Genomic DNA, 16,266 nt, shown 5'->3' on the forward strand with positions numbered 1-16,266 from the left:
TTGTCGCTTGCAACTCTTAATCGGAGATTAAGCCCATGGCCTTAGCCAAACGCATCATCCCTTGCCTGGACGTCGACAACGGTCGGGTGGTCAAGGGCGTCAAGTTCGAGAACATCCGCGACGCCGGCGATCCGGTGGAAATCGCTCGGCGCTACGATGAGCAGGGTGCTGACGAGATCACTTTCCTCGACATCACCGCCAGCGTTGATGGGCGCGACACCACGTTGCACACCGTCGAGCGCATGGCCAGCCAGGTGTTCATCCCGCTGACCGTGGGCGGTGGCGTGCGCACCGTGCAGGACATCCGCAACCTGCTCAATGCCGGTGCGGACAAGGTCTCGATCAACACCGCGGCGGTGTTCAACCCCGAGTTTGTGGGCGAAGCGGCGCAGCATTTCGGTTCGCAATGCATCGTGGTTGCCATTGACGCGAAGAAGGTCTCAGGCCCGGGCGAAACCCCGCGCTGGGAAATCTTCACCCACGGCGGGCGTAAGCCCACTGGGCTGGACGCGGTGGAGTGGGCGAAGAAGATGGAAGGCCTGGGCGCCGGTGAGATTCTGCTCACCAGCATGGATCAGGACGGCATGAAAAACGGCTTCGACCTGGGCGTGACCCGCGCCATCAGCGATGCCTTGGGGATTCCGGTGATCGCCTCCGGTGGCGTCGGTAACCTGCAGCACCTGGCCGACGGCATCATCGAAGGCCACGCCAGCGCGGTGCTGGCGGCGAGTATTTTCCACTTCGGTGAATATACGGTTCCCGAGGCCAAGGCCTACATGGCCCAGCGTGGGATTGTTGTTCGATAGCCACTGGACAGCATGGCGGGCTCACGGCACTCTTGGGCACGCCATGGATTCCGGTAGCCCGTCATGTTCAAACGTCTTCTTGTGGTTGTTGCCAGTGCCTCGCTGCTCTTCAGCGGCCTAGTCCGCGCCGCTGAAACCGCCGACACCTCCCTGGTGTTGCTGACGGAAAACTTCCCCCCCTACAACATGGCCAAGAACGGCAAGAACTTCGCACAGGGCGACAATATCAACGGTATTGCCGTGGATATCGTCCACGAAATGTTCAAGCGTGCCGGGATCAACTACAGCCTGACTCTGCGCTTTCCCTGGGAACGTATCTACAAGATGGCCCTGGAGCAGCCGGGCTATGGCGTGTTTGTCACGGCGCGCCTGCCGGCCCGGGAAACACTCTTTAAATGGGTTGGCCCCATCGGTCCGGACGACTGGATCATGCTGGCCAAGGGTGACAGCAAGATCAGCCTCGACTCGCTGGTTCAGGCGCGTAAATACAAGATCGGTGCCTATAAGGGCGATGCCATTGCCGAAACCCTGATCAAGCAGGGGCTGGCGCCGCATGTGGTGCTGCGCGATCAGGACAACGCCAAGAAGCTGGTGGCGGGACAGATCGATCTGTGGGCCACGGGCGACCCGGCGGGGCGTTACCTGGCCAAGCAGGAAGGCATCACCGGCCTAAAGACCGTACTGCGCTTCAACAGCGCCGAGTTGTACCTGGCCTTGAACCGGGACGTGTCGGACGAGGTGGTCAGCAAGCTCCAGGCCGCCTTGGACGAGATGCGCCAAGAGGGGCTGGTGGAAGAAATCATGGGTCGCTACCTATAGCAGATATGCGCGGCAAGCTTTGAGCCGCAAGTGGATCGCTGCTACCTACCGATATTTACCATTCTTGCCGTGCCCCGCCATGGCTCGGTTGCTGCGTAAACCGATCATTGACTGAATGTCGATCCATTCGATGCCCTGGGCCTTGAGCTTGGGCAGTTCGCGTTCGAGTACCGCCAGGGTCTGTGGGTAAGGGTGGCCGATCATCACCGCCGAACCTTGCTTGTGGGCCAGCTTGATTGCTGTGTTTAGCTGTCGGGTGATCGCCGGCTCGGTGCGCTCATCATCGAGGAATACATCCCGGGAAACGCTGGCCAGGCCGATCTTCTGTGCCTCGGCGGCGGCCACGGTTCGGGCGCTGGTGCGGCTGTCGACAAAGAATTTATGGCGCTGCTGCAGTTGCTCCATCAACCAGGCCATGGCCTGTGGCTGCGCGGTCATGCGGCTGCCCATGTGGTTGTTGATACCACTGGCGTAGGGCACGGCCTGGAAGGCGGCATCCAGGCGCTTTTGCAGCTCGGCGATGGGCAGCTTCGGGTGCCAGGCAAACGGTCCGGTAGCTGGGTCCATGGGCATGTGCAGGATGACGATCTTGCCTGCACGATGGGCTTCGCGGGCGAATTCAGCGGCGTGGGGCGTGTCCGGCATGATTGCCGTGGTCACCGGTCCCGGCAGGGCCAGCACGCGGCGGTCTCGGGGCAGGTTTTGCCCGAGGTCGTCGATGATCAGGGTCAGGAAGGCTTTTGGCGCCGCCGATGCAGGCTCGACGGCGTTTGCCTGGCAGCAGCATAGCAGCAACAGCAGGCCGCTCAGCCATTTGAAGAAGGGGAGGTGGTGGAGCATCAGGGGTAAACGCAGCATGGGATTCCGAATCAGCGCTTCGCAGTGGCGCACCCTGGTGAACGTTTCGCTGACCAGCCGCGCCGGGTGAGGGGGCTGGTCGGTGCAGGGGGCATCAGCGACCGCGGGTGATGCTCAAGCCTTTGAGCAGGCTCAGGGCCTGGGCCAGTTGGTAGTCGTCATCCTGCGGCATTGGTTTGGCTTTGCTCACCGAGCCGCTTGGCTTGTCGGCGCCGCCATTGCCATTGCCCAGGTGACCCTGGAGATCGGCTTCCTTGAAGTATTCGCTGTCCTGGGCCTCGCTGGTGATCTTGGCGCGCCGTACCTCGATGTCCGGGACAATGCCCTGGGCCTGGATCGAACGCCCATTGGGGGTGAAGTACAGGGCCGTGGTGATCTTCAGGGCACGATCATTGTTCAGCGGCAGTACGGTTTGTACCGAGCCTTTGCCGAAGCTGGTGGTGCCCATCAACACTGCGCGTTTCTGGTCCTGCAGGGCGCCGGCGACGATTTCCGAGGCCGAAGCGCTGCCACCGTTGATCAGTACCACCATCGGTACGGCTTCGCTTTGGTCCTTGCCGGTGGCGGAGAAGCGCAGTTCGGAGTTGGCGATGCGGCCCTTGGTGTAGACGATCAGCCCCTTGGTGATGAAGTGATCGACCACTTCCACTGCCGCTTGCAACACGCCGCCCGGGTTGTTGCGCAGGTCGAGGACGATGCCGTTGAGTTTCTTGCCATTGTCCTTGCGCAGCTTGGCCAGGGCCTTGGAGACTTCTTCGCCGGTCTTGACTTGGAACTGGGTGATGCGGATGTAGCCGTAGCCCGACTCCAGCAACTGGCTCTTCACGCTTTTCACCTGGATGGTGGCGCGGGCCAGGGTCACATCGAATGGCGTACCGCCGTCGCGGACCAGGGTCAGGGTGATTTTCTGGCCGATCTTGCCGCGCATCTTGTCCACGGCTTCGGTCATGGTCTGGCCACGGGTCGGCTGGCCGTTGATCTTGACGATCAGGTCGCCGGCCTGGATGCCGGCCTTGGACGCTGGCGTGTCGTCGATCGGCGAGACCACTTTGATAAAGCCGTCTTCGGCGCCGACTTCGATCCCCAGGCCGCCGAATTCGCCGCTGGTGCTTTCCTGCAGCTCGGCGAAGTCTTCCGGGCCCAGATAGGCCGAGTGTGGGTCGAGGTTGCTGAGCATGCCCTTGATGGCGTTTTCCAGCAGGGTCTTGTCATCGACAGGTTCGACATACGCCGCCTTGATGCGGTCCATGACCTCGGCAAAGGTGCGCAGTTCTTCCAGCGGCAAGGGGGCCTTGGTGGTCGCGGCGCTCGCCGGCTCAGCGGTTTGTGCGGCAAACGCCTGAGGCGCTCCGATCACGAGGGCGATCGTCAGGGCCAGCGAGGTAAGGCGGGACAGATGCAGCATGTCGAACGAACTCCTAATTTAGATGCAGCGCTTATCCTTGCGCGTGGCACCACTGTGCCGGGTCGCTGGGGCGGCCCTGCTGACGAATTGCAAAGTACAGCGCAGGAGTGTCCTGTCCGCCACTATTCCCCACGGTGGAGATGGACTCTCCGGCCTTGACTACATCGCCGGCTGCTTTGAGCAGCGTTTGGTTGTGTCCGTAAAGGCTCAGGTAACCGTTGCCATGATCGAGGATCACCAGCAAGCCAGCGCCCCGTAGCCAATCGGCGAACACCACTCGGCCACCGTGCACGGCGTGCACTTGGCTGCCGGCGGTGGCGCTGATCATCACGCCGTCCCACTTGGAGCGGGAGTCGGTGCCGCGAGTTTCACCAAAGCGAGCCAGTAGTCGACCATCAACGGGCCATGGAAGTTTTCCCCGGGCTGAAGCAAATGAGCCGCCATAGGACGGCCCGGCACTGGAGACCAAGGTGCCAGCGCTGGATTTAGCCGGATTGCGCGGTGCATCACTGGCGTCATCCTGGGCCTCACGTAAGCGCTTTTTTTCGCTTTCCTGCTGGGCGATCAGCGCTTTTTGGCGCGCTTCCTCCGCCTCGCGAGCCTGGCGAGCCAGGGTTTCTTCAATGGTTTTGAGCACCTTGGCCAGGTCGGCCTGATCTTGCTCGCGGGCCTTGAGTTTGTCGTCCCGGGCCTTCAGGTCGTTGTTGAGCTTGGCCAGCACCAGTTGCCGTTCCTTGCGCACTTTGGCGAGTGCCTCGCGCTGTGCGTCGAGGCTGCTTTTCTGCACCAGCAACTGAGCTTGCTGCAGGGAAATGTCCTGTTCCACGTTGGCCAGTTGGCGCAGGGTTTCGTTGAAGTTCTTCAACTGCTCCAGGCGTGCCTGGCTCAGGTAGTCGTAATAGGTCAGGGTGCGGGCGAACTTTTCCGGATTTTGCTGGTTGAGCAGTAGCTTGAGGTATTCCTGGCGCCCGTTCTGATAGGCCGCCCGGGCCTGGATGGCGATCAGTCGTTGCTGTTCAGTGCGCGCGCTCTGGAGTTTTTTTTTCTCCTCATCGAGTCGCTGCAGCTCGGATTCGCTTTTTTTCAGTTCTTTTTGCAGGGTATCAACCTGCTTTTCCAGCTTGCCCATCTCGGTTTCGGTGCCGCGCAGTTCTTTTTGCACGCCGGACTTCTCTTCCTGCAGCTTGCCCAACAGCTTCTTCAGCTCGGCAATGTCCTGACGCGTGGCGTCCAACTGTTGTTGGGTTTGCGCGCGCTCATCGGCAAACGCCGGTTGGAGCAGGCAGATCAGGGCAAGGGCAATCAGGGCGCGAAGCATAGAGGCGGGCGACACCAAGGAAAGGGACGGTCTAGTATGCCCGCCCATCGCGGCAAAAAAAAACGCCTCAAAGCCAACTGCTTTGAGGCGTTCGTCATAAAAAACCGTTTCCGGCCTGTTATTGGGCCTTTTGCTATCAGACCAGGATCGACTTGCCGGTCATTTCCGCTGGCTGCGCCAGGTTCAGCAGCTTGAGCATGGTCGGCGCCACATCCGCCAGAACCCCGCCTTCACGGACTTTCAGGGCGCGCTTGCCGTAATAGATGAAGGGCACCGGCTCGGTGGTGTGAGCAGTGTGGGCCTGGCCGGTGGAGGCGTCGGACATTTGCTCGACATTGCCGTGGTCGGCGGTGATCAGGGCTTCGCCGCCGACCTTTTCCAGGGCATCGACGATGCGCCCGACGCACAGGTCCAGGCACTCCACGGCTTTCACCGCGGCGTCGAACACACCGCTGTGGCCGACCATGTCGCCGTTGGCGTAGTTGACGATGATCACGTCGTAACGCTGGTGCTCGATGGCATCGACGATCTTGTCGGTGACTTCAGGTGCGCTCATTTCCGGTTGCAGGTCGTAGGTGGCGACTTTCGGCGATGGGATCAGGATGCGTTCTTCGCCCGGGAAGGGCTCTTCACGGCCACCGGAGAAGAAGAAGGTCACATGGGCGTATTTTTCGGTTTCGGCGATGCGCAGTTGGGTCTTGCCGTTTTTTGCCAGGTAGTCGCCCAGCACGTTTTCCAGACTGCTCGGGGCGAAGGCCGCCGGTGCGGGGATGCTCGCGGCGTACTGGGTGAGCATGACGAAGCCGGCCAGTTTTGGCTGGCGTGAGCGCTCGAAGTCGTTGAAGTCGTCTTCGACGAAGACCCGGGTCAGCTCCCGGGCGCGGTCGGCGCGGAAGTTCATGAACACCACGGCGTCACCGTCTTCGACCTTGACCGGTTCGCCGATGGTCGTGGCCTTGACGAACTCGTCGCTCTCATCGCGTTCATAGGCGGCTTCCAGGCCCTGCTGGGCGGTGGCGGCGTTGAACTGGCCCTGGCCGTCGACGATCAGGTTGTAGGCCTGGGCCACACGGTCCCAGCGATTGTCGCGGTCCATGGCGAAGTAGCGGCCGATCAGGCTGGCGATGCGTCCCTTGCCCAGGGTCTTGAAGGTTTCGTCCAACAACTCGATGGACGACTGGGCGCTTTTCGGCGGCGTGTCGCGGCCGTCGAGGAAGGCGTGCAGGTAGATCTTCTCGGCACCGCGCTTGAAGGCCAGTTCGGCCATGGCGATCAGGTGGTCCTGGTGGCTGTGCACGCCACCGTCCGACAGCAGGCCGAGGATGTGCACCGCCTTGCCGGCGGCCACGGCTTTGTCCACGGCCGCGCAAATGGTCGGGTTTTCAAAGAACTCGCCGTCGCGGATGGCCTTGGTGACCCGGGTGAAGTCCTGATACACCACACGGCCGGCCCCGAGGTTCATGTGGCCGACTTCGGAGTTGCCCATCTGCCCGTCTGGCAGGCCAACGTCCATGCCGGAGCCGGAGATCAGGCCGTTGGGCATGCTGGCGCACAAGCGATCCAGGACTGGCTTCTTGGCCGCATAGACGGCATTGGATTCGTGGCTCTCGCTGTGACCGAAGCCATCCAGAATCATCAGGACCAAAGGTTTAGGCGTGGTAGTCATGGCGTCCACTCGTGGCTGGATAGAGAAGAGTTGAAAGGAAGGTGTTGAAAAAGGGAGTGGCAGTTTAAAGGCAAGTTCAATCGGCGTCACCGCCGGGCGGGGTTTGGCCGACCTTGAGGGCTGTGTATACTGGCCGACATTTTAACGCCCTGGAACCTCCTTAGATGGTTGCTCACCTGATTCAATTCGCCACTGAACACTACTTGCTCGTCGGCGCCTTCGCCATCCTGCTGGCTCTGTTGATCGCTCATGAATTGAGCCGCGGTGGCCGCAGCCTCAGCACCCGTGAACTGACTGCGCTGGTCAACAGCGAGCAGGGCGTGGTGATCGATATCCGTCCGTCCAAGGACTACGCAGCCGGCCATATCGTCGGTGCGCTGAACATTCCCCAGGACAAGCTGACCACCCGTGTCGGCGAGCTGGAGAAGCACAAAGCCAAGACCCTCATCCTGGTGGATGCCCAGGGCCAGCACTCTGGCACTCATGCCCGCGAGCTGTTGAAGTCCGGTTTTACCGCGGCCAAGCTGTCCGGTGGCATTTCCAGCTGGAAAGCCGACAACCTGCCGCTGGTGAAGTAATGCCCAAGGTCATCGTCTACTCCAGCGACTACTGCCCTTACTGCTCGCGGGCCAAGCATCTGCTCGGGAGCAAAGGCGTGGCCTTCGAAGAGATCAAGGTCGATGGCAAGCCGCAAGTGCGTGCCGATATGGCCCAGAAGGCCGGACGCACGTCCGTGCCGCAGATCTGGATCGGTGCCACTCACGTAGGTGGTTGTGATGATTTGTTTGCTCTGGAGCGCGCCGGCAAGCTCGACGCGTTGCTGGCGGCCTGAAATTCCTAACCTTATTAGACCCAAGATCAACAAGGATTTGAGATGACTGACCAACAGAACACCGCTGCTGCTGAAGACGAAAACGCACCGCAATTCTCCTTGCAGCGCATCTACGTGCGTGACCTGTCCTTCGAGGCGCCGAAAAGCCCGGCGATCTTCCGTCAGCAGTGGGAACCCAGTGTTGCCCTGGACCTGAACACCCGTCAGAAGGCGCTGGAAACCGACTTCCACGAAGTGGTGCTGACCCTGTCCGTGACCGTGAAGAACGGCGACGAAGTGGCCTTCATCGCTGAAGTGCAACAGGCCGGTATCTTCCTGATCAAGAACCTGGACGAGGCTTCGATGAGCCACACCCTGGGTGCCTTCTGCCCGAACATCCTGTTCCCTTACGCGCGCGAAGCGCTGGACAGCCTAGTGACCCGTGGTTCGTTCCCAGCCCTGATGCTGGCTCCGGTGAACTTTGATGCGCTGTACGCCCAGGAACTGCAACGCCTGCAGTCCGCCGGCGAAAACACCGTTCAGTAAGCACTGGTCGCGGTACGAAAAAAGCGCCTGTAACGGCGCTTTTTTCATGTTCGGGCGTCAGCGGCTACAGAGAATGGTTACTTGAAGCCCAGTTGCCGCCAGCCTTCATAGACGGCCACGGCCACGGTGTTGGACAGGTTCAGGCTGCGGCAGCCTTCGCGCATGGGCAGGCGCAGGCGCTGTTCGCCGGGCAGGGCGTCCAGTACGTCCGCCGGCAGGCCACGGCTTTCCGGGCCGAACAGGAACGCGTCGCCTTCCTTGAAGCTGGCGTCATGGAAGGGCCGCGAGCCTTTGGTGGTGAAGGCGAACAGGCGCGGATGGCCGAGGCTTTCCAGGCAACTGGCGAGGTCGGCATGGCGTTGCAGGGTGGCGTATTCGTGATAGTCGAGGCCGGCACGGCGCAGGCGCTTGTCGTCCATTTCGAAACCCAGTGGTTCGATCAAATGCAGGTGGCAGCCGCTGTTGGCGCACAGCCTGATAACGTTGCCGGTATTCGGCGGAATTTCTGGTTGAAAGAGGATGACGTGAAACATGCACGGCTCCGAAGAAAAAGATGGGCTGCATTCTACGCCTGAAGAGGACCCGCGACCGAAGCTTATGCTGCGGGTGTTTGGCTCCCTGGCGATTGTCGGAGTCATGGTTGGCCTGATGATCGGCCGCCTGACCCAGCCTGATCCGGTGCAATTGCAGCAGGTCGAGGTGGTGCCGGACGGCCTGGTGGTCTGGTTCAACCAGGAGCCCCAGCTTCATGGCGAACATATCGACGGCGCGCTGGCGTTGCTGTTCGATGCTCAGGGGCATGCGCAGAGTGGTCAGTTGCAGGTCAATCAGAGGCGTGTGAACTGGCGCATCCGCCTTGCGGACCGGGGCTTGCTGCTGAACCTGGTGGCCGCCCGCGCTTTGCGGGGCGAGTGGCACGGGAGCGAGGTGGAGGGGCGCTGGCGCCTGGAGATCCACCTGCGTGAGCAATAAAAGAGGGAATCCCCGGCCTGCCTGTACCAAGGTTCCCGAAATCGTGGCCCGTCGCTTGGAGCGTGATGGGTCGGGTGTTTAAAGAGGGAATCCCCGGCCTGCCTGTACCAAGGTTCCCGAAATCGTGGCCCGTCGCTTGGAGCGTGATGGGTCGGGTGTTAAAGAGGGAATCCCCGGCCTGCCTGTACCAAGGTTCCCGAAATCGTGGCCCGTCGCTTAGAGCGTGATGGGCCGGGTGTTAAAGAGGGGAATCCCCGGCCTGCCTGTACCAAGGTCCCCGAAACTGGGTCGTGACTGGGTTATTGCAGAGGGCATGCCAACTTGGATCGATATGGCATTGATTGCCTGGATAAAAAGCTGAAAGCCCCGGATTCCGGGGCTTTTGCGTTTTCGAAGGGCCACATTTCAGATGTGAAGACCAGGCCTTGGATGATGGAGCCGTGCTCGATTGCGGTTCGTCGCGCCTTCGGGCGGTGCATGCACCCCATCCTGGTGCACGCACATTCTCGTTGTCGAGTGGAAGGCTCAGCTTTCTTCGCTTTCGTCCTCTTCGCCACCGTCGACTTTCATCCCCAGTTCTTTGATCTTGCGGGTCAGGGTGTTGCGGCCCCAGCCCAGCAGAACTGCAGCGTCGCGGCGGCGGCCGGCGGTGTGCTTGAGGGCGGTTTCGATCATGATCCGCTCGAAACTCGGCACCGCGCTGTCCAACAGGCTTGACTGCCCGCGAGCCAGGGCTTGGTCGGCCCATTGGCGCAGGGCTTGCTCCCAGTTGGTCACCGGCGCCGAATCCTGGGGCAGGCTCAAGAGCTCCGGCGGCAGGTCGCTGATGTGCACCTCGCGCCCTGAAGCCATGACGGTGATCCAGCGGCAGGTGTTTTCCAACTGGCGCACGTTGCCTGGCCACGGCAGGTTCTTCAGGTATTCCTCGGTTTCGCTTTTCAGCAGCTTGGGTTCCACCGCCAGTTCCTGGGCGGCGCGGCTGAGGAAGTGCTTGGCCAGGGTCGGGATGTCTTCGCGACGGTCCGACAGGCGCGGAATATGGATGCGGATCACGTTGAGACGGTGGAACAGGTCCTCACGAAACTTGCCGGCGTGCACCAGGGTTTCCAGGTTCTGGTGGGTGGCGGCGATGATCCGCACATCGACCTTGACTGGAGTATGTCCACCGACCCGGTAGAACTCGCCATCGGCCAGCACCCGCAGCAGGCGGGTCTGGGTTTCGGCGGGCATGTCACCGATTTCATCAAGGAACAGGGTGCCGCCATCGGCTTGTTCGAAGCGCCCGCGGCGCAGGTTGGCGGCGCCGGTGAAGGCGCCTTTTTCATGGCCGAACAGCTCGGATTCCATCAAGTCCTTGGGGATCGCCGCCATGTTCAGGGCGATGAACGGCGACGCCGCCCGTGGGCTGTGGCGATGCAGGGCGTGGGCCACCAGCTCTTTGCCGGTGCCGGATTCGCCGTTGATCAATACCGTGATGTTGGAATGACTCAGGCGGCCGATGGCGCGGAACACCTCCTGCATCGCTGGCGCTTCGCCGATGATTTCCGGGGTACGGGTCAGGATGGGTGCCACTTCCAGGCCTTGCTGCTCCTGGGCATGTTGGTTGGCGCGCTTGACCAGCGACACCGCCTCGTCCACGTCGAACGGCTTGGGCAGGTACTCGAAGGCCCCGCCCTGGTAGGAAGCGACAGCGCTGTCCAGGTCCGAGTGCGCGGTCATGATGATCACCGGCAGGCGCGGGTGCTGCTCGCGAATGCGCGCCAGCAGGTCGAGGCCGCTGGCACCGGGCATGCGAATGTCGGAAATGATCACGTCCGGCGTCTGGCGGGCCAGGCGGCTCATCACCCCGTCGGCGCTGTCGAAGCTCTGGGTGGTCATCCCTTCCTGTTGCAGGGCTTTTTCCAGGACCCAACGGATAGAACGGTCGTCATCGACGATCCACACGGTTTCACTACGGCTCATGTCGATGGGGCTCCTTGTTCCAGAGGCAGAAAGATCGAGAAGGTGGTGTGGCCAGGATGGCTGTCACACTCGATCAGGCCCTGGTGCTGGCTGATGATGTTCTGGGTAATGGCCAGGCCCAGTCCGGTACCGTCCGGACGGCCGCTGACCATGGGGAAGAAGAGCGTGTCTTGCAGTTCCGCGGGGATGCCCGGGCCGTTGTCGATGATCTCGATCTTGGTCACCAGGCGATGGCGCACATGGCCGATGGTGAACTGGCGCATGGTGCGGCTGCGCAGGGTGATGCGCCCCAGGCGCATTTCGTTCTGGCTGCTGATGGCCTGCATGGCGTTGCGCACGATGTTGAGCACCGCCTGGATCATCTGCTCGCGGTCGATCAAGACGTCGGGAATGCTCGGGTCGTAATCGCGCACCAGGGTAATGCAGCCCTGGCTTTCGGCTTCCACCAGGCTGCTGACCCGCTCCAGCACTTCGTGGATGTTGGTCAGGTCCAGGGACGGCAGCTTGTTCGAGCCGAGCATGCGATCCACCAGGTTTCGCAGGCGGTCGGCCTCTTCGATGATGACGTTGGTGTAGTCCTTGAGGCTTTCCTCGGGCAGCTCGCGAGCCAGCAATTGGGCCGCGCCACGAATCCCGCCCAGGGGGTTCTTGATTTCGTGGGCCAGGCCGCGCACCAGCATCTTGCTGGTTTCCTGCTTGGACAGCTGGGCCTCTTCCTTGGTGATGCGCAGCAGCCGGTCCCGGGGGTGGACCTCCAGCAGCAGCAAGGTGGCGCCGTTGCTGAGGATCGGCGTCACCGCGTAGTCGACGGTCAGGGTCTGGCCGGTCAGGGCGGTGAGCATGGCCTCGCGCTTGGTGAACGGATGCGCCTGCTCCACCGCCTGGCGCAGGGAGCTCAAGGCTTCGGCTGATTCGGTGAACAGCTCGCTGATGAATTGCCCATGGCTGCGCTGGCCGCTGATGGCCAGGAGCATTTCCGCCGCCGGGTTCATGTACTCAAGGCGCAGGTCGGCGTTGAGCAGGAGGGTGGCGGTGGTCAGGTTGTCCAGTAACAGACGGTGCAGTGGGTCGCTGATGGTCATTCGGACCTCTTTTGGAGCAAGGCGGCCCAGGACGGGGCCTGGATCGCGCGCAGGGTTAAAGCGCTGGTGTGAGAAAAATGCAAAAACCAAACCAAGGCTCCGAAAAGAAGCGTTGACGCCCTAAAACAGGCGTTTGAAGTTCGGATGTGCGGCGCTTGGTCGGCTCTGGCGGGTATTTTCGAACCAAAATGGGCTGGCGTGATCGCCTGAGTGCAAGATTCTGCACCAATATAGTGCATGACCCCGGATGCTGCTCGCTGTGCGCGCAACGGATGAGAATCAACGCCCGTTTTTCAGCGGCGTCGGGTCGGAGGCGCGATTAGAGTGGGTGAACCCGATATTTCAAGGTTTAGGATGCGGCCATGGAAAACGCCCCTCTGCTGTTTCAGCTTCCCGATGACGACACCCTGTACCAGGCGCTGCTGGCGCGCGATCCAGCCTATGAGGGGTTTGCCTATGTCGGGGTGAAAAGTACCGGGGTGTTCTGTCGCCTGAGCTGCGCTGCGCGCAAACCCAAGCGCGAGAACACGGTGTTTTTCAGTTCGATCAAAGGCTGTGTCGAGGCGGGGTTTCGTGCCTGTCTACGTTGTCGGCCCCTGGAGCAGGCCGGGGTTCAGGAGCCTTGGGTCAAGGCCCTGCTGGAGCAACTGCACAGCGCGCCCGAGCGCCGCTGGTACGAGGACGACCTAAGCCGTTTAGGGTTGGACCCATCCACCGTGCGTCGGGCGTTCAAGCGTTACTTTGGGGTGACCTTCCTGGAAATGGCTCGCCTGCGGCGCATCGGTCAGGGCATGCAGCAGTTGTCTTGCGCACAATCGGTGATCGAGGCGCAGATCAGCGCCGGGTTTGATTCCGACAGTGGTTTTCGCCGCGCCTTTGCTCGCCAGGCCGGTCAGCCACCGTCGAACCTGCGGGGGCGCGAACTGCTCAAAGTGGACTGGTTGCAGACCCCTATCGGTGTGATGCTGGCGGTGGCCGACGCCCAGGCCCTGCATCTGCTGGAATTTTTCGATCGCCCGGCCCTGGCCAATGAACTGCAAACCCTGCAAAAGCGCAGCGGTTCCAGCATAGGTTTTGGACGCGTTGCTCCTATCGATCAGATCGAGGCCGAATTACGCCGTTACTTTGCCGGCGAGTGCGGCCGCTTCGACACGCCGTTGGCGCTCAATGCCTCGCCTTTTACCCGCACCGTTTGGCAAGACTTGCGCGCCATTCCCTTGGGTAGCACCTGCAGTTACGCCGAAGTGGCGAAGCGGATCGGCTCGCCATCTGCGGTGCGGGCGGTGGCCCGGGCCAACGGCGCCAACCAGATCGCCATCGTGATCGCCTGCCACCGGGTCATCGGCAGCGATGGCGCTCTTACCGGTTACGGTGGCGGTCTGTGGCGCAAGCGCTGGCTGCTGGAGCATGAGCGTCGCATGGGCGCTTCGCAGGTCTGCTCAGCGAGCGGGTTGTAGGCGTTTGTCGGCATCCTCCGGGGCGCTTGCGCCGAGGTTACCTTGAGGGGGCAGAGCTTGTTCAGGGCTGTTCGCCTGTCGCGCCAGTTCATCGGCATCCGCCTGCTCCGCTGTGGACAATTCCGCAGCGTTGTGGCCGATGCGCTTAAGCAGCGCGAGCATGCACAGCAATGAAACCAGTGTGTAGCAGGCCGAGGCGATGGCCACGCCGACGATGCTGCCGGTGCCGTTGAGGATGCTCTGGGCCAGCACCGGGGTGGCGCCGCCCACCAGCAGTGAGCACAGCTGATAGGAAATCGACAACCCGCTGTAGCGCACTCGGGTCGGAAAGGCCCGGGCCAGGATACCCCCCACCGCGCCATAGAACATCGAATGGGGCACGGTGGCCAGGCACATGCCGACCACGGCGATCCAGTAGCGGCCGGTTTCCACGGCGAAGAACATCGCCGGCATCAGCACCAGTTCCGGTACCACCATCAACACCATGGCCTTGCGCATGTCGATGCGTGAAACCAGCACCGCCCCCAGGGGCTGGGTGACGAATTGCACCACCAGGGCAATGACGATCACGCTGAGGAAGCTGCTCTGGGTGTAGCCCAGCTCCTTGGTGGCCCAGGACAGGGCGAAGGTGCTCTTGAAGTAGGTGACGTGGATGATCGGCAGCACTCCGGCACCCAGCAGTACCAGGCGCCAGTGGCTGCGCAGCACTTCGAGAATCGGCAGCTTGACGGTCTTCTTCTGCGCGATCAGGCGCTGCATGTCATCGGATTCTTCGAGCTTGAGGCGAATGACCATGCCGACGATCACCAGCAGCGCCGAAAGCAGGAACGGGATGCGCCAGCCCCAGAGCAGGAAGTCAGGCGCGGGCAGGGCGCTGAGGCCGAAGAACACCAGGGTTGCCAGCAGGTTGCCGGCCGGTGAGCCCTGCTGGGCAAAGGCGGCATAGAGAATGCCCTTGCCCTTGGGCGCACTTTCGCTGGCGATCAGGATCGCCCCGCCCCATTCTCCGCCCACCGCGATGCCCTGGATGATGCGCAAGGTCACCAGGGCAATCGGCGCCCAGATGCCGATTTGCAGGTAGCTGGGCAGCAGGCCGATGCAGGTGGTGGCCACGCCCATCATGATCAGGGTAATCACCAGAGTGGTCTTGCGGCCGATCTTGTCGCCCATGTGGCCGAAGATGATGCCGCCGATGGGGCGGGCGACAAAGCCGGCCCACAGGGTCAGGAAGGACAACAGGGTGGCGGTGCCCGGAGGCAGGTCGGCGGGGAAGAAAACTTTGCCGAACACCAGAGCGGCGGCGATTCCATAGGCGTAGAAGTCATACCACTCGATGGTGGTGCCGATGAACGAGGCGATGCCCGCCTTGCGGGCTTTCTTGTGGGCGGCAGCTTCCAGGGCGGCGGTCATGTGCAACTCCTGCTTGTTATTGTTATGGGCACCCGTGCAGGGCGCGCGGGCTTCATGCAAGGCCCGACCGCTGGGAGCCTATACAGGCAGGAATCGAAAAATATAATGATTAAATTTTATGGTTTGATACGTGATTTCGTATCGCCGTGCCCGGTCCTGTCCTGCGCGGCGGTGACGTGCAGCAAGGATTTGAACAGGGCCAGAAAACTGTCGGCGGCGGCTGAGGGTTGGTCCGCCAGATGGATCGCCAGAATTTCCGAAGGCGCGGCCTGGCCTTCGATTTCGCAGTAACTCACCCCCGGTTGGCCAAGCAGGGCCAGGGTCTGCGGCACCAGCGCCACGCCCATCTCATGGGCCACCATTGCCACCACGGTTTGCCAGAGTCGGGTCTCGTGACGGATGCGCGGACTGAAACCGGCGGCCACGCAGCGGGCGATGATCAGGTCGTGGTAGTGCGGCGAGACTTCACGCGGGAACAGGATGAAGTCGTCGCCCGCCAGTTGTGCCAGATCGATGTGCGTCTGCTGGGCCAGGCGGTGGTTCAGGGGCAGGCAGCAGAGGAAGGGTTCGGCCAGCAGTGGCTCGCTGTGGATGCCCGCGGCGAAGGTGGCGCCATGTACGAAGCCGATGTCGATTTGCCCGCGTTGCAGGGCCTGGGCTTGAGCGGCGCTGTTCATTTCCATCAGCACGATCTCGGTGTCCGGGTGATCGCACTCGAAGGCTTTGACTGCCTGGGGCAGGCCACGGTGCAGGATCGAGTTGACGAAGCCCACGCTCAGGCGCCCGGCAAAGCCTTCGGCCGAGCGTTGGGTCAGGCGCCGTGCCTGTTCGGCCCGCAGTAGCAGGTAGCGCGCTTCGCCCAGCAGCACTTGACCGGCGTTGGTCAGGCTGACCGATTTGTTATTGCGGTTGAGTAGCTGGATGTCCAGCAGGCTCTCGAGCTTTTTAATGTCGAAGCTCAACGCCGGTTGTGAAATGCACAGGCGTGCCGCCGCTCGCCCGAAGTGCAGTTCCTCGGCCACGGCGACGAAGTAGCGCAGCTGTTTGAGGTCCATGTGATCCTGCCTCTACGATCTGGATTTTTTATCGTAGTTGATAAATTTTGTATTAGATACTTATCGATGGCGGCTCTAGTCTCGGCCTACAAAAATCAG

General features: G+C 61.8%; 16 protein-coding genes. 7 read left to right on the forward strand and 9 right to left on the reverse strand.

All coding sequences use genetic code 11. The annotated features are described in order from the left end of the window. The first annotated feature begins 35 nt into the window (after positions 1 to 35). Together hisF and PLD_RS17055 are read left to right on the forward strand one after the other, a co-directional pair. Positions 36 to 806, forward strand: coding sequence for an imidazole glycerol phosphate synthase subunit HisF (gene hisF, locus PLD_RS17050; RefSeq protein WP_015633827.1), 771 nt, complete (start codon positions 36 to 38; stop codon positions 804 to 806). A gap of 63 nt (positions 807 to 869) precedes the next feature. Then, positions 870 to 1,625 carry an ABC transporter substrate-binding protein gene (locus PLD_RS17055; RefSeq protein ID WP_159894720.1) on the forward strand — a complete coding sequence of 252 codons (756 nt, stop codon included), beginning with the start codon at positions 870 to 872 and terminating at the stop codon, positions 1,623 to 1,625. A 45-nt stretch (positions 1,626 to 1,670) separates the two neighbouring features. On the opposite strand, the gene PLD_RS17060 is transcribed toward PLD_RS17055, so the two are convergent. From PLD_RS17060 to gpmI, 4 genes are all read right to left on the reverse strand, one after another. Next, positions 1,671 to 2,483, reverse strand: a complete 813-nt coding sequence (locus PLD_RS17060; RefSeq protein WP_256674658.1) for a divergent polysaccharide deacetylase family protein — start codon at positions 2,481 to 2,483, stop codon at positions 1,671 to 1,673. 94 nt (positions 2,484 to 2,577) lie between these two features. Next, positions 2,578 to 3,888: a S41 family peptidase gene (locus tag PLD_RS17065; RefSeq protein WP_159894722.1), complete on the reverse strand. Its 1,311-nt coding sequence runs from the start codon at positions 3,886 to 3,888 to the stop codon at positions 2,578 to 2,580. Positions 3,889 to 3,919: 31 nt separating this feature from the next. Next, positions 3,920 to 5,206 (reverse strand): murein hydrolase activator EnvC, encoded by a 1,287-nt coding sequence (locus PLD_RS17070; protein ID WP_159894724.1) that lies wholly within the window; start codon positions 5,204 to 5,206, stop codon positions 3,920 to 3,922. A gap of 136 nt (positions 5,207 to 5,342) precedes the next feature. Then, entirely contained in the window at positions 5,343 to 6,872 is a 1,530-nt protein-coding gene (gpmI, locus tag PLD_RS17075) for a 2,3-bisphosphoglycerate-independent phosphoglycerate mutase (RefSeq protein WP_159894726.1), read from the reverse strand. 164 nt (positions 6,873 to 7,036) lie between these two features. Here gpmI and PLD_RS17080 point away from each other — a divergent pair, with 164 nt between their 5' ends. From PLD_RS17080 to secB, 3 genes are read left to right on the forward strand one after another with little or no spacing between them, the layout of a single operon-like run. Further along, positions 7,037 to 7,450 carry a rhodanese-like domain-containing protein gene (locus PLD_RS17080; RefSeq protein WP_159894728.1) on the forward strand — a complete coding sequence of 138 codons (414 nt, stop codon included), beginning with the start codon at positions 7,037 to 7,039 and terminating at the stop codon, positions 7,448 to 7,450. After that, on the forward strand, positions 7,450 to 7,704 hold the full coding sequence (gene grxC / locus PLD_RS17085) for a glutaredoxin 3 (protein ID WP_102882126.1): 255 nt from the start codon (positions 7,450 to 7,452) through the stop codon (positions 7,702 to 7,704). The genes PLD_RS17080 and grxC overlap by 1 nt, the downstream gene beginning before the upstream one ends. A 42-nt stretch (positions 7,705 to 7,746) precedes the next feature. After that, on the forward strand, positions 7,747 to 8,229 hold the full coding sequence (gene secB / locus PLD_RS17090) for a protein-export chaperone SecB (protein WP_159894730.1): 483 nt from the start codon (positions 7,747 to 7,749) through the stop codon (positions 8,227 to 8,229). Between the two features lie 77 nt (positions 8,230 to 8,306). On the opposite strand, the gene trmL is transcribed toward secB, so the two are convergent. Continuing rightward, positions 8,307 to 8,762: a tRNA (uridine(34)/cytosine(34)/5-carboxymethylaminomethyluridine(34)-2'-O)-methyltransferase TrmL gene (trmL, locus tag PLD_RS17095; RefSeq protein ID WP_016963309.1), complete on the reverse strand. Its 456-nt coding sequence runs from the start codon at positions 8,760 to 8,762 to the stop codon at positions 8,307 to 8,309. Here trmL and PLD_RS17100 point away from each other — a divergent pair. Beyond that, positions 8,761 to 9,201, forward strand: coding sequence for a hypothetical protein (locus PLD_RS17100; RefSeq protein ID WP_159894732.1), 441 nt, complete (start codon positions 8,761 to 8,763; stop codon positions 9,199 to 9,201). The genes trmL and PLD_RS17100 overlap by 2 nt on opposite strands. 525 nt (positions 9,202 to 9,726) lie before the next feature. Here PLD_RS17100 and ntrC read toward each other — a convergent pair. Both ntrC and glnL read right to left on the reverse strand, forming a co-directional pair. Then, positions 9,727 to 11,163 (reverse strand): nitrogen regulation protein NR(I), encoded by a 1,437-nt coding sequence (gene ntrC / locus PLD_RS17105; RefSeq protein WP_159894734.1) that lies wholly within the window; start codon positions 11,161 to 11,163, stop codon positions 9,727 to 9,729. Further along, positions 11,160 to 12,245, reverse strand: a complete 1,086-nt coding sequence (glnL, locus tag PLD_RS17110; RefSeq protein WP_159894736.1) for a nitrogen regulation protein NR(II) — start codon at positions 12,243 to 12,245, stop codon at positions 11,160 to 11,162. Before glnL ends, ntrC begins: the two co-directional genes overlap by 4 nt. Before the next feature lie 362 nt (positions 12,246 to 12,607). Between glnL and PLD_RS17115 the strand changes: the two genes are divergently transcribed. Further along, positions 12,608 to 13,702: a bifunctional transcriptional activator/DNA repair enzyme AdaA gene (locus tag PLD_RS17115; protein ID WP_159894738.1), complete on the forward strand. Its 1,095-nt coding sequence runs from the start codon at positions 12,608 to 12,610 to the stop codon at positions 13,700 to 13,702. Here PLD_RS17115 and PLD_RS17120 read toward each other — a convergent pair. Continuing rightward, positions 13,685 to 15,112, reverse strand: coding sequence for an MFS transporter (locus PLD_RS17120; RefSeq protein ID WP_159894740.1), 1,428 nt, complete (start codon positions 15,110 to 15,112; stop codon positions 13,685 to 13,687). The two genes, PLD_RS17115 and PLD_RS17120, sit on opposite strands and share 18 nt — an antisense overlap. 116 nt (positions 15,113 to 15,228) lie before the next feature. Beyond that, positions 15,229 to 16,167 carry a LysR family transcriptional regulator gene (locus PLD_RS17125; protein WP_159894742.1) on the reverse strand — a complete coding sequence of 313 codons (939 nt, stop codon included), beginning with the start codon at positions 16,165 to 16,167 and terminating at the stop codon, positions 15,229 to 15,231. Positions 16,168 to 16,266 lie beyond the last annotated feature (99 nt).

The sequence above is a fragment of the Pseudomonas sp. LD120 genome, assembly GCF_009861525.1.
In the GTDB taxonomy this organism is placed as follows: domain Bacteria; phylum Pseudomonadota; class Gammaproteobacteria; order Pseudomonadales; family Pseudomonadaceae; genus Aquipseudomonas.